General features: G+C 37.9%; 23 protein-coding genes and 3 pseudogenes. 15 read left to right on the top strand and 11 right to left on the bottom strand.

The window, feature by feature from the left end; translation table 11 throughout:
- Nucleotides 1-134: 134 nt before the first annotated feature.
- From PN497_RS14225 to PN497_RS14200, 6 genes and pseudogenes are all read left to right on the top strand, one after another.
- A pseudogene (locus PN497_RS14225) lies at nt 135-380 on the top strand (AAA family ATPase); the annotation flags it as partial.
- 108 nt (nt 381-488) lie between these two features.
- Nucleotides 489-1,934: an AAA family ATPase gene (locus PN497_RS14220; protein WP_096572196.1), complete on the top strand. Its 1,446-nt coding sequence runs from the start codon at nt 489-491 to the stop codon at nt 1,932-1,934.
- The gene (locus tag PN497_RS14215; RefSeq protein ID WP_096572195.1) at nt 1,931-2,521 is read left to right on the top strand and encodes a hypothetical protein; all 591 of its coding nucleotides are present in this window, start codon (nt 1,931-1,933) and stop codon (nt 2,519-2,521) included. Before PN497_RS14220 ends, PN497_RS14215 begins: the two co-directional genes overlap by 4 nt.
- A 92-nt stretch (nt 2,522-2,613) precedes the next feature.
- The gene (locus tag PN497_RS14210) at nt 2,614-3,153 is read left to right on the top strand and encodes a cytochrome C (RefSeq protein ID WP_096572194.1); all 540 of its coding nucleotides are present in this window, start codon (nt 2,614-2,616) and stop codon (nt 3,151-3,153) included.
- Between the two features lie 348 nt (nt 3,154-3,501).
- A complete protein-coding gene (gene secA / locus PN497_RS14205; RefSeq protein WP_096572193.1) occupies nt 3,502-6,288 on the top strand; it encodes a preprotein translocase subunit SecA in 2,787 nt (928 codons plus the stop codon).
- Between the two features lie 148 nt (nt 6,289-6,436).
- Nucleotides 6,437-8,923: an N-6 DNA methylase gene (locus tag PN497_RS14200; RefSeq protein ID WP_096572192.1), complete on the top strand. Its 2,487-nt coding sequence runs from the start codon at nt 6,437-6,439 to the stop codon at nt 8,921-8,923.
- A gap of 19 nt (nt 8,924-8,942) precedes the next feature.
- Here the strand turns inward: PN497_RS14200 and PN497_RS14195 are convergent, their stop codons facing one another.
- Together PN497_RS14195 and PN497_RS14190 are read right to left on the bottom strand one after the other, a co-directional pair.
- On the bottom strand, nt 8,943-9,749 hold the full coding sequence (locus PN497_RS14195) for a hypothetical protein (RefSeq protein WP_096572191.1): 807 nt from the start codon (nt 9,747-9,749) through the stop codon (nt 8,943-8,945).
- 5 nt (nt 9,750-9,754) lie between these two features.
- The gene (locus tag PN497_RS14190; protein ID WP_096572190.1) at nt 9,755-9,979 is read right to left on the bottom strand and encodes a helix-turn-helix domain-containing protein; all 225 of its coding nucleotides are present in this window, start codon (nt 9,977-9,979) and stop codon (nt 9,755-9,757) included.
- Between the two features lie 516 nt (nt 9,980-10,495).
- Between PN497_RS14190 and PN497_RS14185 the strand changes: the two genes are divergently transcribed.
- From PN497_RS14185 to PN497_RS14160, 6 genes are all read left to right on the top strand, one after another.
- On the top strand, nt 10,496-10,693 hold the full coding sequence (locus tag PN497_RS14185) for a hypothetical protein (RefSeq protein ID WP_096572189.1): 198 nt from the start codon (nt 10,496-10,498) through the stop codon (nt 10,691-10,693).
- An 83-nt stretch (nt 10,694-10,776) separates the two neighbouring features.
- Complete coding sequence (locus PN497_RS14180; RefSeq protein WP_190347504.1) at nt 10,777-10,917, top strand: hypothetical protein; 141 nt, start codon at nt 10,777-10,779, stop codon at nt 10,915-10,917.
- A gap of 384 nt (nt 10,918-11,301) precedes the next feature.
- On the top strand, nt 11,302-13,149 hold the full coding sequence (gene thrS, locus PN497_RS14175; RefSeq protein WP_228051585.1) for a threonine--tRNA ligase: 1,848 nt from the start codon (nt 11,302-11,304) through the stop codon (nt 13,147-13,149).
- Nucleotides 13,150-13,212: 63 nt separating this feature from the next.
- Nucleotides 13,213-13,401: a hypothetical protein gene (locus tag PN497_RS14170; protein ID WP_096572187.1), complete on the top strand. Its 189-nt coding sequence runs from the start codon at nt 13,213-13,215 to the stop codon at nt 13,399-13,401.
- A complete protein-coding gene (locus PN497_RS14165) occupies nt 13,386-13,688 on the top strand; it encodes a type II toxin-antitoxin system RelE/ParE family toxin (RefSeq protein ID WP_096572186.1) in 303 nt (100 codons plus the stop codon). The genes PN497_RS14170 and PN497_RS14165 overlap by 16 nt, the downstream gene beginning before the upstream one ends.
- Nucleotides 13,689-13,693: 5 nt before the next feature.
- Nucleotides 13,694-14,053 carry a XisI protein gene (locus tag PN497_RS14160; RefSeq protein ID WP_334310650.1) on the top strand — a complete coding sequence of 120 codons (360 nt, stop codon included), beginning with the start codon at nt 13,694-13,696 and terminating at the stop codon, nt 14,051-14,053.
- Nucleotides 14,054-14,107: 54 nt separating this feature from the next.
- On the opposite strand, the gene PN497_RS14155 is transcribed toward PN497_RS14160, so the two are convergent.
- On the bottom strand, nt 14,108-14,566 hold the full coding sequence (locus PN497_RS14155) for a DUF29 domain-containing protein (RefSeq protein WP_096572184.1): 459 nt from the start codon (nt 14,564-14,566) through the stop codon (nt 14,108-14,110).
- 229 nt (nt 14,567-14,795) lie between these two features.
- Here PN497_RS14155 and PN497_RS14150 point away from each other — a divergent pair, with 229 nt between their 5' ends.
- A complete protein-coding gene (locus tag PN497_RS14150; protein WP_096572183.1) occupies nt 14,796-16,481 on the top strand; it encodes an NAD(P)H-quinone oxidoreductase subunit 4 in 1,686 nt (561 codons plus the stop codon).
- Nucleotides 16,482-17,375: 894 nt separating this feature from the next.
- Here the strand turns inward: PN497_RS14150 and PN497_RS14145 are convergent.
- The 5 genes and pseudogenes from PN497_RS14145 to PN497_RS14125 form a co-directional block, all read right to left on the bottom strand.
- Nucleotides 17,376-17,597, bottom strand: a pseudogene (locus tag PN497_RS14145) (DUF4114 domain-containing protein); the annotation flags it as partial.
- Nucleotides 17,598-17,806: 209 nt separating this feature from the next.
- Nucleotides 17,807-18,727 (bottom strand): annotated as a pseudogene (locus PN497_RS14140) (SBBP repeat-containing protein); the annotation flags it as partial.
- 154 nt (nt 18,728-18,881) lie between these two features.
- Entirely contained in the window at nt 18,882-19,505 is a 624-nt protein-coding gene (locus tag PN497_RS14135; protein ID WP_096572181.1) for a hypothetical protein, read from the bottom strand.
- A 28-nt stretch (nt 19,506-19,533) separates the two neighbouring features.
- On the bottom strand, nt 19,534-19,776 hold the full coding sequence (locus tag PN497_RS14130; RefSeq protein ID WP_096572180.1) for a hypothetical protein: 243 nt from the start codon (nt 19,774-19,776) through the stop codon (nt 19,534-19,536).
- Nucleotides 19,777-19,795: 19 nt separating this feature from the next.
- On the bottom strand, nt 19,796-19,975 hold the full coding sequence (locus tag PN497_RS14125; RefSeq protein ID WP_096572179.1) for a hypothetical protein: 180 nt from the start codon (nt 19,973-19,975) through the stop codon (nt 19,796-19,798).
- 576 nt (nt 19,976-20,551) lie between these two features.
- Between PN497_RS14125 and thrB the strand changes: the two genes are divergently transcribed.
- Nucleotides 20,552-21,463, top strand: a complete 912-nt coding sequence (gene thrB, locus PN497_RS14120; RefSeq protein WP_096572178.1) for a homoserine kinase — start codon at nt 20,552-20,554, stop codon at nt 21,461-21,463.
- Nucleotides 21,464-21,550: 87 nt separating this feature from the next.
- On the opposite strand, the gene PN497_RS14115 is transcribed toward thrB, so the two are convergent.
- Nucleotides 21,551-22,702 (bottom strand): extracellular solute-binding protein, encoded by a 1,152-nt coding sequence (locus PN497_RS14115; protein WP_096572177.1) that lies wholly within the window; start codon nt 22,700-22,702, stop codon nt 21,551-21,553.
- Nucleotides 22,703-23,155: 453 nt separating this feature from the next.
- Here PN497_RS14115 and PN497_RS14110 point away from each other — a divergent pair, with 453 nt between their 5' ends.
- Nucleotides 23,156-23,530 (top strand): hypothetical protein, encoded by a 375-nt coding sequence (locus PN497_RS14110; protein ID WP_096572176.1) that lies wholly within the window; start codon nt 23,156-23,158, stop codon nt 23,528-23,530.
- Here PN497_RS14110 and cobT read toward each other — a convergent pair.
- Together cobT and PN497_RS14100 are read right to left on the bottom strand one after the other, a co-directional pair.
- The gene (cobT, locus tag PN497_RS14105) at nt 23,507-24,631 is read right to left on the bottom strand and encodes a nicotinate mononucleotide-dependent phosphoribosyltransferase CobT (protein WP_096572175.1); all 1,125 of its coding nucleotides are present in this window, start codon (nt 24,629-24,631) and stop codon (nt 23,507-23,509) included. The two genes, PN497_RS14110 and cobT, sit on opposite strands and share 24 nt — an antisense overlap.
- 104 nt (nt 24,632-24,735) lie before the next feature.
- A complete protein-coding gene (locus PN497_RS14100; protein ID WP_096572174.1) occupies nt 24,736-25,470 on the bottom strand; it encodes a DUF2232 domain-containing protein in 735 nt (244 codons plus the stop codon).
- Nucleotides 25,471-25,650 lie beyond the last annotated feature (180 nt).

Here is a 25,650-nt window from a genome sequence, read left to right as displayed (position 1 = left end):
GCGATTAAAAATCACATCTACACAGACAAAACCTGCCTACGCAAGTTTCAAATCCTTAATTTTTCGTTAGTCCACGCAGGTGGACTTTGTTTGTGTAGTAGCGAATTATATTCGCCGAAAACTTTTAAGACAACCTCTTAGAATTGGTGAGAACTACGAGACAGGATGAGGAAATTACTTTAGGTGTTAGTCCTCGTGGTAGTGTGGCATTACAAAAAGCTGCCCAAGCATTAGCTTTTATATTAGGTAGAGAATATGCAATACCCGATGATGTGAAGTTTTTAGCGCCTTATGTTTTGAGTCATCGTTTGATTCCTAGAGGGGGAAGGAATGCGAAAACGATAGTTGATCGGATATTGCGATCGGTTGCTATTCCTTAAAGGTGAGAGGTAACAGGTGACAGATGTAAAAGTTTGTTTTTGTATAGTTACATCTTGCACCTGTTACAACTATAATAAATTTATTGGATAAAACGACAGTTTATAATCATGCAGAAAATTATTATCAAAAACTTCGGTGCTATTGAATATGCAGAGATTGAAGTTAGAAAAGTATTAGTTTTAATTGGTGAACAAGCAAGCGGTAAAAGCACTATTGCTAAATTGATTTATTTTTTTAAATCACTAAGAGATGATTTGTTTAGTCAAATATATCAGGATGCAGAAAAAGCGAATTTTGATAAACTGCGTGATATTATGTTTCCCGTAAGAGAAAAATTTTACGACTTTTTCGGTTCTACATTACACTTACCTGATTTTGAAATAACATTTTATTATAGTCTTGAAGAAGATAAATGGTTGAGATTAACCCTTAATGATAAGAAAAAACTAGATTCTCGATTCAGTGATAATTTCTTTAATGAGGATTTTAAAAATTCTGTAAGCAATATTAAAAAACTTCTTCAACAAGATTTAAGTACAAACAATATTTACGAACAATTGACGTATGAGAAAAATAGAATTAGATATGCTCAAAGGCTTTCTAAGTTGTTGAATGAATTATTTGAAAGTAATCAAACAGATTCATTGTTTGTAATTGCAGGTAGAAATGCGACAGTAAGTTATTCTGATTTTTTTGAAAGATACTTATCGGCAAGTATTCAAAATAGTTTAGAAGAAAATAGGAATAAACCAATAGAGGAAAATGAGGAAAGGGAAAATAACAAGAAAGCATTTCAGCGTAAGCAACAAACAATAGATGAAACTTTAATGTTGAAATTTATGGAAAAAGTTGCGAGAATTAAAGACACATTCAAAAAATTTGATAATTTTGAGGGACTAATTGAAAGTTATGAAGATGATGAAAATATACAACAAAAATTATATGGTATCAAAAACCGAATAGATGAAATAATAAAAGGTGAATACAGGATTGATAATTGGGGAGAAAAAATTATATTTAACACTCAAAAAGGAGAGTATGTTCATCTTTCTAATGCTTCATCAGGACAGCAAGAATCTATAAGGATTTTACAAGATATATTCCTGAATATTCTTGATAATACCAAAATATTAAGAATATTGGAAGAACCAGAAGCCCATTTATTCCCTATTGCACAAAAACAACTGATTGAGTTATTATCTTTAATGGTGAATCATGATCAAGATAATCAACTCATCATTACTACCCATAGTCCTTATATACTCACAGTTTTTAATAATCTCCTATTTGCAAATAGAGTAGTGGAAAAAAATCCCTCCGCAGAATCAGAAGTAGCAGAAATTATCCCTAAAGACTCTTGGTTAAAAGCTGAGGATTTTTCAGCTTATTCATTAGGTAATCAATCTTCTGAAACAACGCATTATTGTGAGTCTATTTTTAATACTGAAAAAGGTACTATTCAACAAAATTATCTGGATACTGTTTCCGAAATTTTGGGTGGTGATTTTCAGACTTTATACAGTATCCACGCTAGAACTTTTAAAAGAAGATGAGCAAATTTGACGATATTAAAGAACTGCTATCAAATGCGTTTCCTAAGTTTCCTAATATTCTACAAATAGAATTGAGAGCAGAGTTTTCTGTTATAGACTATAAAGGACAATCTTTTATCATTGTCAGTATTGATTTCGATGATAATACATTTATTCTAAAAATCAATGGTGTGGAAACTATAATTCATGGTTTTGATAGCAGCAAATTATTTAATATCATTCATGCTACGGGAGTTGCTTTTATTCCTATTGATGGTAAACAGGGACTTTTAGGATTTGGTGATTCTCATTGTGATTTTGTATTTTTTGATGAAAGTTATTTCTGTTTTGTAGAGTTCAAATTAAATGCAACCAGTTTGAAGAAGGTAAACAAAAATAGAGTAGATGCGATTAGACAATTAAAAAATACTATAGATTTATTTGATGATAAACTAGAAAGGAATTATGCAGGTTTAAATTTAGAAGCTTATGTTTGTACTCCTGAATTTTACCCTAGATTAAATGCCAGTTGGCAAGCATTAGCACAGGATTTTTTAGAAGATTATGGTATTCCACTTTTTGAAAGGAATGATAAAACCTGCAAGTAAATAGAAATTAATGCAACAAATTCTAATAAAATCTATCTAAATATCAGGTGTATACAAAAACCAAAATATTCACTTTTACCATAATGCTATTTATGCCTAGTATGTTTAAACCTAAATCATCCCACAAAAAACTCAAACGCCAACTACTGATAGTCATGCTGATTATTTTCGGTTGGAGTGTCGCCATAGGATTTATACTAGGTCTAGCCACCAGCACCCAAGCAGCAAACCCTCCGGAAATTGGTACAGTTGACGTAGTACGCGCACAATATAAGTTAGGAAAAGAATTATATATAGAAAACTGTTCAACCTGTCATCTAGCTTTACCACCAGAGGTATTTCCTACCCAAACCTGGAAAAATATCTTGGAAGACTCCCAGCACTATGGCGCAACTATTACGCCCTTAATAGGAATACAACGCAATTTAGTATGGAAATATGTTTCTACCTTTTCCCGTGTGCAACTGCAAGACGAAGAAACACCCTATCGTTTAAACAGATCACGTTATTTTAAAGCTTTACATCCTGGTGTAGAATTACCAAATCCTGTAACAATGGGTAGTTGTGTTAGTTGTCATCCTGGTGCAAATGAATATAATTTCCGCAAACTGACACCAGAGTGGGAAAAATAAATTGGTGATAATAGTTGATAGTTGATAGTTGATAGTTGATAGTTGATAGTTGATTGGGAAACATCAAATTGATTACCCAGTCACCAGTCACCAGTCACCAGTCCCCAGTCCCCAGTCACCTGTTCTAGTGGCAAAATGATACTATGAAAGAAGTTTAACTATAAGATATGAGTTAAAACCAATCACAAAATCGGGTGATTGGTAAATTTTCATTTCGGTTTTGAGTTGATTCTCATTTTCTACCCATCCACCACCAAAACGGTTGGGTTGAGTTAAGCGTCTATAATTATATAGCTTTTAGCTAAACCTTTAATTTCCATTCCCCTTGTTCTAGTTCTATAAACTGCCATGCTAAAACTATTGTTGGGCGATCCCAACGCTCGTAAACTAAAAAAATACCAGCCTTACATTACAGAAATTAATCTCTTAGAGGAAGAAATTAAAGCACTCTCTGATGATGAATTAAAAAGTAAAACTACTGAGTTTAGACAACGTATATCTAAGGGTGAAAGCCTTGATGATATTCTGCCAGAGGCTTTTGCGGTTGTTCGTGAATCTGCTCGACGGGTGTTAGGATTACGACATTTTGATGTACAGTTACTCGGTGGGGCAATTCTGCATACTGGGCAAATAGCGGAAATGAAAACCGGTGAAGGTAAAACCTTGGTCGCTACCTTACCGAGTTATTTAAATGCCCTTACGGGTAAAGGTGTTCACGTTATTACAGTGAACGATTACCTGGCACGTCGGGACGCGGAATGGATGGGACAGGTTCACCGCTTCTTGGGTTTAAGTGTGGGGCTAATTCAAGCCAGCATGAGTCCCACAGAACGGAAGAAAAACTATGACTGTGATATTACTTATGTAACTAACAGTGAAATCGGTTTTGACTACCTGCGGGATAATATGGCCACTTCTATGGCGGAGGTGGTGCAGCGTCCGTTTAATTATTGTGTTATTGATGAAGTAGATTCGATTCTGATTGATGAAGCACGGACACCGCTAATTATTTCTGGACAGGTGGAAAGACCGACAGAAAAGTATTTACAAGCGGCAGAAATTGCTTTTACTCTTAAAAAAGATGAACATTACGAAGTAGATGAGAAAGCACGTAATGTCCTGTTAACGGATGAAGGTTTTGCAGAAGCGGAAGACCTTTTAAATGTAACTGATTTGTTTGATCCTGAAAATCCTTGGGCGCATTTTGTGTTTAATGCGATTAAAGCTAAGGAACTATTTCTCAAAGACGTGAATTATATTGTCCGTAATGGGGAAGTGGTGATCGTTGATGAATTTACGGGTCGGGTATTACCGGGACGACGTTGGAGTGATGGACTGCACCAAGCTATTGAAGCGAAGGAACGGGTAGATATTCAGCCAGAAACCCAAACTCTGGCAACTATTACCTATCAAAATCTGTTTTTGCTGTATCCCAAGTTGGGAGGAATGACAGGAACAGCGAAGACGGAAGAGGTGGAATTTGAAAAGATTTATAAGTTAGAAGTAAGCATTATTCCTACCAACCGGGTGAGAAAACGCCAAGATTTATCGGATATGGTGTTTAAGACGGAAATAGGTAAATGGCGGGCGATCGCTAAAGAATGTGCGGAAATGCACGAACAAGGTAGACCTGTGTTAGTGGGTACGACCAGTGTAGAAAAATCCGAACTTCTTAGCCGTCTCTTGAAAGAAATAGAAATTCCCCATGAGTTGCTAAATGCTAGACCGGAAAACGTGGAACGGGAAGCGGAAATTGTCGCCCAAGCTGGACGCAGAGGGGCTGTAACCATTGCCACCAACATGGCAGGACGGGGTACAGATATCATCCTGGGTGGTAACTCCGAATATATGGCGCGGTTAAAGTTGCGGGAATATTTTATGCCCCGGATCGTTAGCCCTGAAGATGATGAGTTTAGCATTCAACGGGCTTCTGGACTTCCTACCGGTCATGGTGGAGGACAGGGTTTTGTGCCTGGTAAAAAGGTGAAAACTTGGCGTGCTTCCCCGGAAATTTTCCCCACTCAGATATCAAAGGAAACAGAACAACTGTTAAAAGAAGCGGTAGACGTGGCGGTAAAAGCTTACGGTGAAAGAAGTTTACCGGAGTTGGAAGCGGAAGAAAAAATCGCGGTAGCTGCGGAAAAAGCGCCTACTGATGATCCTGTGATTCAAAAATTGCGGGAAGCTTACCAGCGCATTAAGCATGAGTATGAAGAGTTTACTGGTAGTGAACATGATGATGTGGTGAACCGTGGCGGTTTGCACGTTATTGGTACTGAACGTCATGAATCACGACGCATTGATAACCAGTTACGCGGACGGGCGGGCAGACAAGGAGACCCTGGAACAACGAGATTTTTCCTCAGTTTAGAGGATAACTTGTTAAGGATCTTTGGGGGCGATCGCGTTGCCGGCTTAATGAATGCTTTCCAAGTAGAGGAAGATATGCCTATTGAGTCAGGTATGTTAACTCGCAGTTTGGAAGGCGCTCAGAAAAAGGTTGAAACCTATTACTATGACATCCGTAAACAAGTATTTGAGTATGACGAGGTAATGAATAACCAACGTCGTGCTATTTATGCGGAACGTCGGCGGGTGTTGGAAGGTCAAGACCTGAAGGAACAGGTAATTAAATATGCTGAGAAAACGATGGATGACATCGTTGATTATTACATTAACCCTGATTTACCTTCGGAAGAATGGGAGTTAGAGAAGTTGGTGGATAAGGTGAAGGAGTTTGTTTACCTGTTGGCTGATATGCAGTCTAGTCAGTTGGAGGATATGGGAGTACCGGAAATTAAGGCTTTCCTCCATGAACAAGCGCGTATTGCTTATGATATTAAGGAAGCAGAAATTGATCAAATTCAACCGGGTTTGATGCGTCAAGCGGAAAGGTTCTTTATTTTGCAACGCATAGATACTTTGTGGCGTGAACACTTGCAACAAATGGATGCTTTGCGGGAGTCGGTTGGTTTGCGTGGTTATGGGCAAAAAGATCCTCTGATTGAGTACAAGAGTGAGGGTTATGAGTTGTTCTTGGATATGATGGTGAATATCCGCCGTGATGTGGTTTATTCGCTGTTTATGTTCCAGCCTCAGCCTCAGCCTACGGTGCAGACTTCTGGGATGGTTTAGGTTTTTTCACGCAGAGACGCAGAGAGTTGTTTTCTGCGTCTTTTGTTTTAGGAGGAATTAACCACGAAGACGCGAAGAGCGTGAAGGAAGAAGAGGAAGAGGAAGAAAAGAGAAGGTTATTTATTCAGCAAACATTTGCGCTAATCTCATGAAATCAAGTAATCTCAAGTCCCAAAAGATCCCGTTACAAGCAAATTCTCTAGAATCAACAAGACAGGAAATATTAAGAAGGATACAAGCATCTGGCTATCCTCCAAATGGCTTACTTTTAAACTCTAGCTTTTTAGGTAAAAATGGTCAAAATTACGCAGCAGATATTATTGTTTTTTCTCCTGATGCTGTCCTGCATATAGAACCATTATTAGTGGTCAGCATAGCTAAAAATGGCTTTACCTTTAGCTATGAATGGGTAAACTCATTTCAAGACTCAGGAGCAAAAAAAATAATTTGGTTTAATGGTAAAATCTTAAAGCTTTTCTATCTTAATTCTCAAGAAAAATATCAAGAACTTCCTCCATTTTTACCTAATTGGGCTGAAATTAATCAAGAAAATAGTATTTTCAGTCAACATTTCAAATCTAATTTAACTCCTGCTTATGATTTAAAGCAAATTTTATCAGACTTGCATGATCATTTTTATGGTAATAGTAATATTCGCATTCCTTCCCGTTTGGGTACAGAAATTCAAAAAATAATTTTATTGAAAAAATTTGATGAAGAACAACCTCATAACAGAAGTAATTTTTATATTGCAGAAAATGAACTACCACAGGGGTTAAATGGTGATAAAATTATACCATCTGATGCTGTTGTCTCAGTCGCAAATCGTCTGCGTAAATTACTTACTCAATATGATTTAGAAAGAAATGAAAAGCAAAAATTAGGAAATTTAGACTTGGATGATCAATCCCTTTATCATGCTGTTTTTCAACTAGAAAGATTATCTTTGAAAAAAACTCCTACAGATGTTTTAGGTGATGCATTAGAAGCATTTAGAGTTTATACAGTTAAAAGAGAAGGAGGTCAGTTTTTTACCCATCGTTATGTAGTAGATTTAGCTTTACATTTAGTAGGATTTACAGGAGAAAAACATCAAACATTAGCAGATATCAGTTGTGGAACTTCTGGTTTTTTACATAGTGCAAAAAACATTATTATTAATAAAGCTCAAGCAGAAAGTATAATTACCGAAGAAGAACAAAATAATTTAGTTAGTGAACTACTTATTGGGTTAGAAGTAGATCAAGACTTGGTGCAGATATCTAACACTTCACCGGAATTTTTTAGCCTACCTAAAATGTTGGTTGAAAGACAAGATAGTTTAGCTCCTTATGGAACTTGGAAAAAGGAAATATCTGAGCGTATTCAACCAAAATCTAGATATTTTATGGTAGGAAATCCCCCCTTTGGTACAAAGATTGTAGTTAAAGATACAGAAACATTAAAAAGATTCTCTTTAGCTTATGCTTGGAAAAAAGCGGGTCATAAATGGCAAAAATCAACCGAAAAAATTGTACCCAGATCACCGGATATTTTATTTATTGAACGCAATTTAGATTTTTTAATTCCCGGAATAGGTAGAATGGTATTAGTTGTACCATATCAAATCCTCAGCGGACCCAAAGAAGGTTTTGTTCGTGAATGGTTAATGACAAATTGTAAAATAATTGCAATTGTTGATTTACCGGAAGATACATTTCAACCCTATACAGGAACAAAAGGATCACTTTTAGTAGTTGAAAAAAGATTGAATCCTAATCCTCAATGGAGAGATGAACTAGATTATCCAATATTTATGGCCTGTCCCCAAAAAATCGGACATGACAGACGGGGAAGACCGATTTTTAAAAATAATGAATCGGCAGAAATAGATGTTGATTTACCTGAAATTTCCACAGCTTATGATGCTTTTTTAGCTGGAAATAATCCCAGTCAAGTATCGGAATTAGCTTTTACTATCTCTTCTCAATTCATCAAAAATAATTCCGATATTCGCTTGAATGCTGCTTATTATCGTCCTTCATCAATAGATTTACGCGATAAGTTAATTACAATTGTTAAGCAGGATTTATCTTTAACAATTACTCCATTAGGAGATTTAGTTAAAGATATTTTTTACCCTGGTAGATTTAAACGTGAATACACAGAAGATTTAGAAAACTCAGTTCCTTTTTTGGGAGGTTCTAATATTACACAACTAATTCCTGTCACAGAAAAAAGAATTTTAAAAGACAGTATTCACTATCAACAATTAGCTTTAAAAGCAGGATGGATTTTAATTACCAGAAGTGGTACTACAGGAATAGTATCAAGTGTGCCTCAAAACTGGGAAGGTTTTGCAGCATCAGAACATATTATTAGAATAATTCCTGATCCTGAAAAGTTGCATCCTGGTTATTTATACGGTTATTTGAAAAGTGAAATTGGACAAAATTTACTCAAAAGTGGGATTTTTGGATCTGTGATTGATGAAATTAATTCTAGTTATATTGCATCAATACCAGTTCTCCATCCTCAAGATAAAAGTTATGCTGATAAAATTGGTGGAAAAATGTATAAAGCTGATCTACTCAGATATCAAGCGTCAATTTTAATTCAAGAAACTACTCAAACAATTGAAAATCTAATAATTTAGATGTGTAGTTACTTATAGTTTATATCCTGCCTTTTTCGTGATAACCTTTAACTACTCTGGTCATGAGTTCTAGCAGTTCATCTAACGTTTGATTACCTTGGATTTGATTACTTCTTTCTAACATTAAAAATGTATTTTGCGGGGTATGTTTACCACCACGATCCAAAGGAATTAAATGACCGGATTGAATTGTTCTTGGTGTATCAATAAGCTGAGAAAATTCAATGGGAATTAATTGTATAGGATCAAGATATATTCCCGGTTTTACGGAATGTTCCAACAGCCAAATAAAGCTATCTTGAATAGAATTATCTTGTAAACTAGGTGATCCATTCATTGATAAAGCTTGTAGAAAATACTTTACTTCAACCAGTGTTGCATCCACTTGTGAAGCATAAAATTTATGTTCTAATGGAAGTTCCCAACGATTTATTCTATTTCCATCTTTTCCATCTTGCGGCCTACCTGGCACACGACTAGATGTAGGTTTCCAAGGTGCAGAACGTCTCCCTGCATCACGAAATTTTGTGATAATAGCACGAATTTTTTTCTCTTCATATCCTGCTGATAATAATAGTGTTTTAAATAAACTAGAAGTTAACTTGATAAGTTGTGTTACTGCCTCTACAGAAATATTATATTCTTGTACAGCTAATTTTTTGATATTTTCAGAAATTGCCTCTACAGGAAAAACATTGTCTTTGACAGATGAATTTTTAATTTCTGCTATGGTTTTGTCTATTAAATCATTCTCATCTCTATCTTCTAATTTTTTAAATATCTGAACTTTTTTATTACTTAAATTCTCATCTTTCTTTTTTGCCATAATTGTTACTCATCTTGAAAGTTAAACAAATCAACATAAGAAACATGGAGAAATTCAGAGAGTTTTTCCAAGGTATCGAAAGAAGGTGCATTAATACCACGTTCGATATTACTAATAAACTCAACAGAAACTCCTATTGCTTCAGCTAATTGTTCTTGAGTTAAATTTTTCAATCTACGTATTTGCCTTAATTTACGGCCAAATTTTACTTTGAGATTAGTTTTTGTCAAATCTACTATTTGTAAACAGACAAAAATAATACCGTAGTTTAAATTGCTGTAACACGAAGTATAACTACGAGTTTTGCCTAGAAAAGTATATATAGTAAAATAGTCAAGAGGTTTACCCTTGACTGACTTTTATTTTTTAAATAATTTGGTCAAACTTTGACTATAAATAAATATATAAAGAATTATTTTACTTACCCCAGTTTCTAGACATCATCTAATAAAACATCATCGCCATTTTCCGCTATTTCTATAAATGCTTTTTCCCAACCTTTTCTTACTTGTTTAACTGGGCGAATAATGAAATGATTTCCTTGAACTTCTATTTCTACTTCTGAGTTAATTACGCTTTGTTATAAAAGTGTTTGAGGAATAAAAACACCTTGCAAATCTCCGATTTTGACAATTTGGACTTTAACAGCTTTGCCCATTGTATATGATTGAGTAAATATATTCACAATTGTATCACAAAAATATTATAATCATGTTATGCTATAAAAGTGTATGGAGAAAAGATCCATGACTACTTTAGTGAAAGAATTATTAAGCACATTTGGTAGTTTACCAGAATCCGAAAGATTAGAAATAGCTGTGGAGATTTTGAAACGAGTTACAAATTTAGACTTTCCACCTTTATCCGATGACGATTTAGTGTGGAATGCTGAAGAAATTTTTTTAGAATTAGATCAACAGGAAACAGACTATGAGTACCCCTAAACGTGGAGAAGTTTGGCTTGTTGATCTGGGTTACACTGCAAAAGTCAGACTAACAATATTTCAAGATTCAAGGAAAAAATATTATGAATGTATCTATTTCTGACCAAATTATTGAACAATTAAAAATAATGTCTCAAGACTTGCAATATCAAGTCCTGGAATTTGCCCGCAGTTTGACAACAAGGGTAGGTATTTTACATTGTCGTCAGGGCAAGACTTGGTAGACAAGGTGGACAAGGTGACAAGGGAGGAAAACAGTACAAAGTCTGTATTCTTAGTCACAAAAATAGTCCGTCAAAAAATCATTGTCCGTATAAAATCTTCCTTGTCCATCCCTTCGACTACGCTCAGGACAAGCCTTCCTTGTCTTCCTGGTCTTGCCTTCACAGATTATATTAAAAACCTACCCCTGTGAGGTGGGGTCATCCCACAAAATCGCATTGCTCCCCAACTGTTAACAGAACTGCGGTTAATCGGAAATGCTTTTCCCAACTAGCTCAGTGGGGGTGATAAATTAGGGGAGTCCAGAGAATAAAGCCCACTGCGTCGTCAGCAAGTGGACTATGATTTTAAGAATATATTTTCAACAATTCTATTTGTAATCGCCAATGGTTCAACAGCCGATGTCGCCAACTCAAGAAACTCAAAACCTAGAAAAACCAGCAGAGAAAATCTATTTACCCCGCACCAGCGAATCAGAAACATTAAAAAAAATTCGCCATACCGCTTCTCACGTCATGGCCATGGCCGTACAAAAGCTGTTTCCCAAGGCGCAAGTTACCATTGGTCCGTGGATTGAAAACGGTTTTTATTATGACTTCGATAACCCCGAACCCTTTAGCGATAAGGATTTAAAAGCCATCCAAAAAGAGATGGTGAAGATTATTAACCGCAAACTCCCAGTTATTCGGGAAGAAGTCAACCGCGAAGAAGCAAAAAAACGAATTGAAGCAATTCAAGAACCGTATAAATTGGAAATTCTCGCAGATATTAAAGAAGAACCCATTACCATTTATCATTTAGGTGATCAATGGTGGGATTTGTGCGCGGGTCCCCACGTCGAAAATACCAAGGACATTAACCCCAAAGCGATAGAATTAGAAAGCGTAGCCGGTGCTTATTGGCGCGGAGATGAAACTAAAGCCCAGTTACAACGCATTTACGCTACTGCTTGGGAAACTCCCGAACAACTAGCAGAATATAAACGCCGCAAAGAAGAGGCGTTAAGGCGTGACCATCGTAAACTGGGTAAAGAACTCGGTTTGTTTATTTTCGCCGATCCTGTCGGTCCTGGTTTACCCCTTTGGACTCCTAAAGGTACGCTGTTAAGAAGCATTTTAGAAGACTTCCTGAAAAAAGAACAGTTAAAACGGGGTTATTTACCTGTTGTTACTCCTCACATTGCCAGAGTTGATTTATTTAAAACATCGGGACACTGGCAAAAATACAAGGAAGATATGTTTCCGATGATGGCTGAAAATGAGGAAGCTAAAGCCATTGAACAGGGTTTTGTCCTCAAGCCAATGAACTGCCCCTTTCATATCCAAATATACAAGAGTGAATTAAGATCCTATCGGGAATTACCGATGCGTTTGGCGGAATTTGGTACAGTTTACCGCTATGAACAATCGGGAGAACTGGGTGGTTTAACGCGGGTACGTGGTTTTACTGTGGATGATTCCCATTTATTTGTTACTCCTGAACAACTGGATGAGGAATTTTTGAATGTTGTAGATTTGATTTTGACGGTGTTTAGAAGTCTGCAACTGAAGAATTTTAAAGCGAGATTGAGTTTCCGTGATCCAGCCAGTGATAAATATATTGGTGGGGATGAAGTTTGGGATAAAGCGGAAGGTGCGATTCGTCGTGCTGTGCAAGAATTGGGAATGGACTATTTTGAAGGTATTGGGGAAGCGGCTTTTTATGGTCCAAAACTCGATTTTATCTTCAGTGATGCCTTAGATAGAGAATGGCAATTAGGGACGGTGCAGGTAGATTATAATTTACCTGAACGCTTTGATTTAGAATACGTTGCTGAAGATGGTTCGCGTAAACGTCCTGTTATGATTCACCGCGCACCCTTTGGATCTTTGGAACGGTTGATAGGGATTTTAATTGAAGAATATGCGGGTGATTTTCCTTTATGGTTAGCACCTGTGCAGATTCGACTTTTACCTGTAGGTGAATTGCAAGTTGATTTTACCAAAGAAGTTGCTGCGAAAATGGTAGCTTTAGGAATTAGAGCCGAAGTTGATTTAAGTGGCGATCGCTTGGGTAAATTGATTCGCAATGCGGAAAAAGATAAAATACCAGTAATGGCGGTAGTAGGTGCGAAGGAAGTAGAAAGTAATTCTTTGAGTATTCGTACCCGTGCATCTGGGGAGTTGGGAGCGATATCTGTAGATGAAGTTGTGAATAAAATGCAGGAAGCAATTTCTAATTTTAGTAACTTCTAAAACTTCTAAAAAACCTGGCTGGGTAAATCCCAGCCCATCAACAAATTAACTCAAAATGAAACTATGAGTACCACAAAAGAACAAGTACAATCTCTTTTACAGCAACTTCCAGACAATTGCACAATTGAGGATATTCAATATCATTTATATGTAATTGAAAAAGTACGTCGTGGTTTAGAAGTGGCTGATAAAGAGGGGACTATTTCACAAGTAGCAGTAGAAGAACGGTTAAATAAATGGCTTATCAAGTAGTTTGGTCTTCCACTGCAATAGAAGATGTAGAAGCAATTGCTAACTATATATCCCGTGATTCATCTGCTTATGCAGCAGCAGTTGTTCAGAAAATTCTTGATGTTACTCGAAATTTGAATAACTTTCCCTTTTCTGGTCGTATAGTACCAGAATTAAAAGAAGATAATATTAGAGAAAAGTTTGCCTACAACTATCGAATTATTTATCGAATTGAGAATGATACCATAACTATTGCATCTGTAATTCATGGAAAAAGGATATTAGATGCGGAAAATGATTTGCTATAGTCTGAATACTGGGGGGAGAAAATCACCCACTGGATAGAATAGAAACTTATCGAAATGTAATTCGCAATGTCCTTAAATCCTATTTGAATATTTTCTATGCTAACGCTAATATCCGTAACAGAGCAGCATTTGATTCAGAAACAGATCAATATCTAATTATTTCTGAAGGTTGGACAGAAAAACAGCATTTGCATAGTTGTTTAATTCATATTGAAATAATTAACGATAAAGTTTGGATTCAGTGTGATAATACAGAATATGGTGTTGCTAGTGAACTGATTGAATCCGGTATTCCTAAAGAAGAGATTGTTTTAGGATTTCATGAACCTAATGTCAGACAATATACAGGATTTGCAGTAGCTTAAATTCTCAATCCTGTTAATCCTTTAATCCTGGACATCCTGATTCTGACAAAAAAATTAAGAATATTCCCAAAATTTCTCACTCAAAAGTGCATCAACATTAAGACTAAAATGCCACAAATCAGGAAACTCAATTTGAGGATAATCTTCCCTAACTTCCATTAACGCATCTTCCCAAGCTTGATCCAATACTTCTGTAAAATATTGTTTTAAACTAAGAGATTGTTTCAAAAGTATTCTTAACTGACGACGTTGTTCTCGAATCGTCACTTCCCAACCACGATTATCATATTCACTATTAAGATAAATCCGTTTTAATAAATGTGTCCATAATACAATTAAACGGCTTTCAACTTCAGCCCTATCCCTACCCGCCAAGATTTCCATCTCCTCAATTAAATGTTCCACATCCAACCCATGAAAATCTCGCGCCTTGAGTTTGAGGATGGTATCTTCTAACCATAGATACTGATCTTGATCATAAAGACCTTCCGTTACTAATTGAATCTCTGTCATGGATTTAATAGATTTAATTTAATAGATTTAATTTAATAGTGCGATCGCCACTCATAACATAACTAAATCTTATCACATCAGCTACATATACCCTTACCAATACTAACCATAGGATTTTTCTAGGTATTTATTCTCTCTATATGTAAAGAGGGTAAAAATTGATAAAGAAATTGTTACAAATTCCAGTACAATGTCATCATTACACAAATAAGTATTTTTCTCTATTGACATGATGGCGGAACAATTTCCTTGGCTGACCGCGATTATTCTCCTCCCTCTCCTTGCATCCTTTCTGATTCCTGTACTACCTGATAAAGACGGTAAACTTGTCCGGTGGTATGCTTTGGGTGTAGGTATCGCTGACTTTGCGTTAATGTGCTATGCTTTCTGGACACATTACAATCCTGCTGATGCGAGTTTCCAACTCATAGAAAATTATGCCTGGATGCCTACCCTGGGACTAAACTGGTCTGTGGCAGTGGATGGTATTTCTGCGCCTTTGGTACTTTTAGCAGGTTTTGTCACCACCCTTTCTATATTTTCAGCTTGGCAAGTTGACCGCAGACCACGCCTATTTTACTTTTTAATGTTGGTGCTATATTCGGCACAAATAGGGGTGTTTGTTGCCAAAGACCTGATGTTATTTTTCATTATGTGGGAAGTAGAACTTCTCCCCGTATATCTGTTAGTTTCCATTTGGGGTGGTCAAAAACGACGCTACGCCGCAACCAAATTTATACTATATACCGCAGCAGCTTCTATATTTATCTTAGTAGCCGCCCTCGCAATGGGTTTACAAGGTGACGGTGTTCTCAGTTTTGATATCAGTGACTTAGCTACTAAAAGTTATCCTCTCGGTTTACAATTACTGCTTTATGCAGGTTTGTTCGTTGCCTTTGGGGTGAAGTTGGCAATTTTCCCCTTACATACCTGGTTGCCCGATGCCCACGGTGAAGCATCTTCACCTGTATCTATGATTTTGGCAGGTGTGTTACTAAAAATGGGCGGTTATGGTTTAATTCGCCTGAATATGCAGCTTTTACCCGATGCCCATATTTACTTTGCACCAGTTTTAGCTATTCTCGGTGTGGTCAATATTATCTATGGTGCGTTAAACTCCTTTGCCCAAACTAACATGAAACGGCGTTTAGCCTTTTCTTCTATCTCTCACATGGGTTTTGTACTGCTAGGTTTAGCTTCCTTCACCGATTTAGGGATGAATGGGGCTATGTTGCAAATGATATCACATGGTTTAATCGCCTCCGTGTTATTCTTCCTGGCAGGTGTCACCTACGACCGCACCCATACAATGGTGATGAAGGATATGGGTGGTATTGGACAAGCGATGCCTGTGGTGTTTGCGTTGTTTACTATAGGTGCAATGGCATCTCTGGCTTTACCCGGTATGAGTGGTTTTGTTGGTGAACTCTCGGTGTTTGTGGGTGTAACAACCAGTGATGTTTATAGTTCCACTTTCTGCACAGTGACAGTTTTCCTCGCCGCTGTGGGTGTTATCCTCACACCTATTTATCTACTTTCTATGCTGCGTCAGGTATTTTATGGTAAGGATGCAGCATTGATTTGTGATATCAATAATGGAGGTTCGGAAAACCTGGAAGATGAAGGTACTGCTTGTTTTGGTACTGATTGTTTATTACCAGGTCAATCACTTTACACTGATGCTAGACCCCGTGAAGTGTTTATTGCAGCTTGTTTTCTAGTTTTAATTATCGGTATTGGTTTCTATCCTAAAGTGGCGATGCAGATGTATGACGCTACAACTGTGGCTATTAATGCCCAGGTACGTCAATCTTACACTGTGATTTCTGAAACTAAGCCTGGTATTTATGCTGGGTTTGCCAGTCCAAAAATTGCTGATGTTGAGGTTAAGTCTGTTTTGGCGACTGTTGAATAAACCTAATCTTGGGAACGAAATTAAGTTTTTTATTGTTTACTCAACAAAATAGAAAATTTTTGATCATAAATTAATCCCACTACTTTTACTATATTGGTAGTGGGTATTTTTTATAGTGAAGCATTAAATTTAAGTGAAATTAGCTAACTCATCTGATCTTGAGATATCAGATATAATCTGAACTTGAGGTTATCAAGTCAGTAGCTAGTTGCAATTAAATATAAGATGTGAGATGGGCCAGACAGACCGTCAACAGGCTAGAAGCCTGTTCCACTATCTAACAGTTAATTAAGCCTACTTACTTATTTCTATTGAGAGTGGGACAAAATTTGTAATCGGCGATCGCTCTCTTGATATCTAGTCAAAAACATTGATAAAAGAAAGAGTAATCTTAAATTTGATTACCCCTTTTTTTATATCAATTTTGATATCTAGGAAAGCAATTTGTGAGTGTTTTTCTGTGAAATGTGGGTTACGAATTAACTGCCGCCACCACCACTACTTTCACTAATTACTGGAATTACTTCTTCATACTCGTTATGGTATGAGCAGTTTGTACAGTGGTGGGTTACTCTTTTCTTTCCTGTACTGCTAGTCATTGCAGCAACTAATATTGTAGAATTCCTGTTTAGCGTAAATTTTTCACATTCAGGACATTTTCGATTATTGATTGCTGAAAAGAGGTGTTTGTGCGGCAGCATGATTGAGAGAAAGTGCAATAGTGAAAAATAGAGCAACGCAAAATAGAGACAATCTTCGGATAAGTTTAGTCCACATAATTTAACCTATTGAATGTAGTTCAAGAATTATTGATGAAGCGGAAATTTCACAAATCTCCGCACAATAATTAAAAGCTTCTCTATTACTCAAAGTCATAGTATTGAGAGCAAGAAATCAGTTGAACTTGACGCTAACGATGATATCATTGAAATCTTTATCACCACCATTGGGCAAGTCCTCAAATCCGAAGACATTGTTGCCTAACATCCGCACATGGTCTACTTTGTCCGAATTTGCACCAATATACGGGAAGTAAATGGCGGGGTTATTATTGGGGTTGCTATCAAGAAGTTGGTCTGGTGTGCCATTGACAATGAGAAACGGCGCAAATATTGATTACCAAAGGTGGCAGTATTCTCAAAGCCTCCTGTAGCGTAGATGTTACCCTTAGCGTCAGAGGTTATATCTAAACCCCTGTCTGCTAAAGTGCCACCAAAGTTCTGTGCCGATAGGAATTTGCCGTTACTGTCAAGTTTGGCAACGAAGGCATCACTATCACCTGCACTTGTAAGGGTGATGTTACCAAAAGTGGCTGTATCTGAAAAATATCCTGTGACGTAGATATTACCTGAACTATCGACAGTGATGCCGTTAGCTTCACAGAAAATACTGTCGAATTTTTGCGCCCAGAGGAATTTGCCACTGCTATCAAGCTTGGTGATGAACGCATTATCATTTCCCGTACTGGTCAGGGTAATATTGCCAAAAGTGGCAATACCATTGAAACTTCCCGTGATGTAGGTGTTACCAGAACTATCGACAGTAATGCCGTGAGCAGAGTCATAGGATGTACCACCCAATTTCTTTGCCCAGAGGAATTTGCCACTACTATCGAGCTTGGTTATGAATCCATCACTACCACCTGCACTGGTAAGGGTAATGTCTCCGAAAGTAGCAGTATCTGAAAAATATCCTGTGATGTAACTATTACCTGCTCCATCGCTGGCAATACCTTCGCCATAGTCATAGGATGTACCCCCAAATTTCTGCGCCCAGAGGAATTTGCCACTACTATCAAGCTTGGTGATGAAAGCATCATCACTACCTGCACTGGTAAGAGCAATATCGCCAAAGGTAGCGGTATCAGAGAAACTGCCTGTGACGTAGGAGTTACCGGAACTATCGACGCTAATGCCCATAGCTATGTCATAGGATGCGCCGCCAAATTTTTGCGCCCAGAGGAAGTTACCACTGCTATCGAGTTTGGTGATAAAGGCATCACCCAGACCTGTACTGGTAAGGGTGATATTACCAAAGGTCGCAGGATCGAAGAAAAAACCTGTGGCGTAAGTGTTACCTAAATTATCGACTGTAATGCCGCTAGATGTATTGTATGAACTACCGCCCAATTTTTGCGCCCACAGGACGTTACCACTTTTGTCAAGCTTGGCGATGAAAGAATCATTACCTCCCGTACTGGTAAGGGTGGTGTTGCCAAAGGTAACCGTATCTGAAAAGTCTCCCATTACGTAGGTGTTACCTGAAGCGTCGGCAGTGATACCCCAGCCAGCGTCAAACGCAGTGCCGCCAAATTGTTGCGCCCACAGGACGTTGTTAATGTTGCTCATGATAGATATGTATTAGTTGCTAGTAAATTTCTTTTGCCGTTAATTTTTCCGATCAAAGTTTAGTTTGTGGAGTTTCTGCTTGACGACCAGTGATTTTTTCTAACTGCGATCGCATTTCTCTACCAGTTTCTCGCTCGATAAATACCCTTAAGGAGTTCACACTTTTTTCCTGGCTGGTGTCTTGGGGAGTAGTTGATGTATAATCAAACTCAATTTCTGATACCTTTTTGTTGGGAGTGAGTAGCAAACCAGCAACTCCAAATAGGATCGTGTTGACTATCTTCGCGCCTGTGTTGCCTTTTTCATCTTCACGATATTGAATTCTACCCACGCTAGTCGGGGTAATCTGTACGGTACGAGTAGATTTTTTATCGTTAATAATTTCCAGTTCTTTGCCAGTTTCTTGGTAAATTGTAATGCCTGTACCATTGACAGTAATCTTACAAAGTCCTCGGCTTTCTACCTCATTATTTTTAAATATGCAATCACCTATTTTGCCGGCTCGATCATCCAAGGCTATAGGCGTTTCATAACCTTGACATTGGGAATTGAGGGGAAAGCGAGAACATAGCTGGTATAGCTTTCTTGCATCCAACCCATGAGCAGTGGGTACAAATACTGCCTCAACTAGCAGCAAGGGAATAAATACAATCCCTAAGAATTTACTTTTTTGCATAATTTTTCTGTGTTCTATTTGGAATTGTTTACAATCTGTCTTTGCTACCCAGATTTTTTTCTTCGGTGTCTGCAATATTGAGAATTTCTATGATGTCTTTACGCGCCAAATCCGGATCTTTGTTTAGAGGTATAATCTTGTAGTAAAAAGTGGCATACATTCCTTCTTTAGAAACTGTATCCCAACCGCTTGATATGTCATTAACTTTGCTTTGCAATTGCTTGGTTTTTTCCGCATCTGGAGGTGTTTTAGCGATTCGAGAAAAAGACATTACGAGAATAAAATCATTGTTAGAGTGTTCCAACTTCTGGCACGATAAATCCATTTTGAGTCCGATTACCGTCAACTCCAGCTAATATTGCAATAGTCCCATCTTTTTGGACTTCATAATTCATCCCTAAGCGATCCAAGAAGGCTGTAACCGGGGAAGGTTTGGTTTGAGCAAATGCCTGAGTTGATAACGAACCCATAATTGTAACCGTAGCAACAGCGGTTGAGATAAAGTGCTTCATGGTCTTTTCCGTCGTCTTTGAGGAATATACTTAATATCACTGATGTCTATTAACTATTTCTAGTTCAGTTTCGGTTCACTATAATACTGATCTAAAATTGAGCTTGACAGATTTAGCACAAGCCCCTAATAATCTCTCATGCCTAGTCTCAAACTCTCAGTTACCGGACTGCACATCATCAAACAAGCTCGGAAAGAAAAGGATGGACGATTGATAATCCTTGTTGGTTAGAAACTGCGAGTCAAATTCTCGAACCCGGACGGAACTGGGAAAATGCGGAAGTTTTTGCAAATAGTGTATCTTTACCTGGAAACGTTTTCTATCACAATTTTCCGTTATGGGGGTGACTGGAGTGATGAGATTTGAGGGGGGCAACCTCAAAAATGGTAAAGTTACTATGGTTATGGTACGTCGTGATTGTAATTCCGGTGAGTTTGTGTTTAGCCCAAGCAATCGCTGTCTAAAATGTCAGTTTTAGTGTTAAATTATTCCTTTCCATGAGATGCTATTTTATTGATTAATAAATATCGGCAAATGTCTACTATTTCTACTGTTACTGTTAAGGTCCCTGCTACTACTGCTAATTTAGGTCCTGGTTTTGACTGCATCGGTGCGGCTTTGCAACTGCACAATGAATTTAAGTTTACTCGCAATGATGGCGGTTTGGTGATTCAGGTTTCTGGGACGGAAGCCGATAAGGTGCAAACTGATGAAAGTAATCTGCTTTATCAGGCTTTTGTCAAGTTATATGAATATATCCAGGAAACACCGCCTTCTGTGAAAATTGAGATTAAGTTGGGTGTACCCTTAGCCAGAGGTTTGGGAAGTTCTGCTACTGCTATTGTGGGTGGTTTGGTTGCTGGTAATGCGTTAGCGGGTTCGCCGTTGTCTGATATGCAGGTAATGGAATTGGCGATCGCAATGGAAGGACATCCTGATAATGTTGTTCCTGCTTTTTTGGGTGGATGTCGTTTAGCGGCCACTGGTTTGAATGGTTGGAAAATTTGTGATCTGACTTGGCACAAAGATATTATACCTGTGGTGGCAATTCCTGATTTTGAGTTATCAACTTCGGAAGCACGTAAGGTTTTACCTACGGAAATAAGTCGGGCTGATGCGATTTTTAATGCTGCTCATTTGGGTTTGTTGTTGCGGGCTTTGGCAACGAGTAGGGAAGAATGGCTAAAAGCTGCTTTGCAAGATAAATTACATCAACCCTATCGTAAGGCTTTGATTCCTGGTTATGATGATGTAGAAACTTCTGCTTTAGCTGCTGGTGCTTATGGGATGGTTATTAGTGGTGCAGGACCTACGCTTTTAGCTTTGACTGATAATTTACATACACAAGCTGTAGTAACTGCGATGGCTAATGCTTGGAAGCAAGAGGGAATTACTTCTCATGTGCGATCGCTCCCCATTGATGTGCAAGGGGCAGTTATTTTGTAAGCGGTGATTTTTTGACACTCTGCGTCCTAAAGGATCGCAGATTCTTTAGATCCCTTGCGGTGTCTAACAAGCGAGGTGGTTCTCTCCCTAGCCTGTATTTTTCATTTTCTTAAATAAAGATTCATATTGCTGTGTTGCTGCTGCTGATAATGGGAGAATAAATTCGCTTTTCTCCAACAATTCCTGATTAGTTAATAATAGGTTTTGTAATGGTTGGGAAATATCAGAGGCAGCAATATTTGTGGTAATAGGCGTGTTGGTTTTAGTCAATATAGTAATTTCCTTAGCTATATTTGGTTGCCAACAAAAATTAATCCATTCGGATGATAAATTGCTTTGCTCAACTCCTGCTGGTTTTACCCATAAGTCTGCCCAAATTGCTGTTCCTGATTGGGGAATTATAGCATTAAGTTTAGGATAACGACTGAGTACAGGTATAACATCATTTGACCAACCCACAGCTAACCAAGTATCTCCCATAATTAGCGGTTCTAGGTATGTAGTGGAATCATAGAATTTAACTTGTTGATTTAATGTTTTTAATTCTGTTTCTAAATCGGAAATTTCTGCAAGATTTTCTGTATTATAGGATTTTCCGAGTTTCTTTAAAACTAACCCAATTACTTCTCTAGGATGGTTGAGTAGGGAAATGCGCGATCGCAACTCACTGCGCCATAAATCACTCCAATCTTGTGGTTGCCAATCAAATTGTTGCAACTTTTCCCGATTATAAACAATTACTGTATTACCCCAGCGATAAGGTGCAGCCCAAACCTTACCTTGTGGATCTATATTTCCTTGATCATCCCTTTTTACCGGTTGTTGCCATTTTGGATTTAAAGTTGACCATTGTTTAATTTTTTCTGTTTCCAATGGTTGAATTAATTTCTGTTCAATAGCTGCTTTTAGCCAATAATCTCCTAATGTTACTAAGTCAGATTTAGTAACTTTTTGATTTTGCCTAAATGGAATCAAACGACTCCATCCTTCTTTGTTATTAGCGTCTGGTTGTTGCCAAGTTTGTAACTGTTTAAATAAATCATAAATTTGATTAACAGGGACAAACTTGAAATTTACCTCTGACTGTACAGTTTTGCGAAATTGATTAACAACGTGTCCAGGTATAGAACCTTTTAAAACCTGTACTTTGAACTGTGACTCATTTTCGCGGTTACACCCAATTAACATTTGGGAAACTATCATACCGCTTGTACCTAGTAAAAAAAACCGTCGATCCATTTATTTTCAACTTTAGGGCTATCAACATAATCTTAACCATAGGAGCAAAATTTGCTAAGAAAATAACAATATCTCACTCCTGTATCTTTAGAAACCGATGACAACAAATTGTAACTGATTATTAGCAGGACTTACGCAAAATAGAACAAAAGTAGGGGTAATTCATGAATTACCCCTAGACAAGAATCAGCTTTTTAGTACAATCTTGCGTATAGCAATATTCACATCTTGTAACTTTCCCATCAGTGTTGGTGAGCAATGCCCCCTAATACTTCAATTTATTAATAAATATTTGAGTGATATGGATAGATTTTATTGATGTACATATATAATTAATAATCTCTTTCACAACCTACCAAGAAAAATATCAAAGATTAAATAAATCATAAGTATTTTTAACATTGCCAGTAAATTGAATAACATAGAAACACTATTTGGGAATAAAGGTATTAAATGGACTCACTGCAAACACAGATACTGACTTTGAGCCAGAAAGTAGATGCTCTATACCAGGTGATTGAAAACCTTGACAGGAAACTGTCTCAGGGTTTGACTGATTGCTTTTTAGAGCAAAAACAGCCAAAAGATAATTATCTAGAAAATCATGAAGTTGAAATGTTCAACTTCAAACCACAGATTACTTTCAATTCTAATTTGGAACATAAGGATGTGTTAATAGATGGCATTTATCCAGATATGAATATGCAAGCTGGAGATAGGCAAATAACACCAGAAATTCAAATCCAACGACTAACAGCACAATTAACAGCGGCATATAATCGTATTGCTGCTTTAGAAGAACAATTAATGCGACAACGAATTTATTAATTGTGTCATTTGGGCTTCAATGGCTGTTAAAAGTTGTTCTTGCAGCCAATTTTGACTGAGATAGGCCGCTAGACACGCTGCTCCAGCACCAACACCTTCTTTGACAAAACCCTGCTCATAAGCTTGGAGTTGGGGATAACGAGAATTAGCAAAACTTAATTGTGTAGCTAGTAGGGGAGGAGTGATTTTACCCCAACTAAAGTTGTTTTTACCCAAGCTGAGGGCTAAGTCAACTGTAGCCCCGGTAGTGTCTTCTGCAACCCAACGAGTTGTACCAACAACTATTGCTTCTGGTTGCCAAGACAAAGAGTAAGCTTGAGCGATCGCTTGCAGTAAAGCATAAACAGCCAGCATTTGTGTACCACCAGCCAGCAAAACCCCACAACGCCGACTAGCAGCGATCGCCATCCCAGCTACCACTACTTGCATGGGATCACCTACTGCGGCCACCAGTTCCAGAGGATCTGTAAAATTGTGTCGGTTTTCCAAACCTGCTTGTACTACAGCCCACTTTTGTGCATGATTACAAACAGGATGACTACTATTAACTTTTCCAGCCGCATCAATACCTAAACCAGTTAAAATTGCCAAAGCAGTTGTAGTACCACCCACAACACACTCACTTAAAATTAGATATCCCTGAGAGTGTTTAGCACCGAGTTGATCACCCCAAAGTAAACCTTGTTCCAGCAAATGTTTAACTGTGGCTATTTCCATAGCTGCACCTGTGCTTAAACACCTAGCAGTCGTGCCTCCCAAATCAATTAATGGTACAGCCGGAATCAAAGGTAAACCCGCATTAAACAAATAAACTGGTATTTTTAGTTCTTCCACCACAGCACGAGAAATTAGCACCGGGGAAGCGCCAGCAGTCAAAGGTGGTAAGGGATATTGAGGCTGATGTGCTGCACCATAATACAAAAATTCCGCATCAGCACAAGCAGTATATTTTCTATCCTCTGGAGTCAAACCAGCAGCAGAAATACCAGGAATCAAACAAGTTTCTGTAAAACCTAAAACACAGGCAAAAATAGGTAAACTACCATAATAACGTTTGAGCCATGCTTCACCCTGTTCAATTTGGGTATAAATTTTAATCATTGTTATTAGTCATAGGGAATGGGGAATAGGGAATGGGGAATGGGGAATGGGGAATGGGTAATATTATTCCCAATCACCAATCACCAATCACCAATCACCAATCACTAACCTTCATAATCCAACAAGATTTGTACCCAACGTGGGGGACGGGGGATAGGATTTCCCAGACGATCCAAAAGTAACCATGCTACCAGATGTACCACAAACAAATAAATCAAGTTGTTGAATGCAATCAAAAGCATCCCCCCCACCTGAACAACAAACACATTAGGAGTTGCTAATATTTGCAGTTTCAGGAATATCCATTCAATAATTTCTGTCACCTGGTTAATCACATAAACCCACAAATCTTCACCAGATAAAACCGACAGTAACCACAGTCGGAAAAACACACCCAAAGTACCCAGGAGCATACCTAAAGTAATTGACACAATCCAAGGTACACGACGATGCCAAGTTGCCCCTAAAAGTACACCCATCAAACCAAAAGGCATCACGAATAACATACTGCGAACAGGTCCCATCAGCACCGCCAACAGTAAACCAGATGTTACCGCAGCCATCCAGGCAGCACGTTTACCCCAGCGCAAATAAACTAAAGCAATGGGTAAAGGGAAAAACATCCGTAAAACCGGACCCAAAGGAAAATAAAAATTAATAAACCAAATTAAACTAGCTGTACTGGCTAAAAATGCCGTTTCCACCATCCTCAAAGGAGCATCAACTTTAAGTTGGGGACGCTTTAAGTGTTGGTGTATATCTGGCTGATTACCAGGGTTTGATGATTCAGGTGATGAATCTTCTCCCGGTTCATCTGGCATAGAATCTAAAATACTCATATCATGTTTGTTTTAACACCTATCATATCTGTTTTGCTTGGTGATTGGTGATTGGTGATTGGTGACTGGGAAAATACAAATAATTTCCCCCTGCTCCCTGCTCCCTGTTCCCTGTTCCCTGCTCCCTGCTCCCTGCTCCCTGCTCCCTGCTCCCTGCTCCCTGCTCCCTGCTCCCTGCTC

Origin of the sequence: Sphaerospermopsis kisseleviana CS-549 (genome assembly GCF_028329225.1) — a bacterium.
Taxonomy (GTDB): Bacteria; Cyanobacteriota; Cyanobacteriia; order Cyanobacteriales; family Nostocaceae; genus Sphaerospermopsis; species Sphaerospermopsis kisseleviana.
This window is presented reverse-complemented; position numbering and strand designations above follow the sequence as displayed.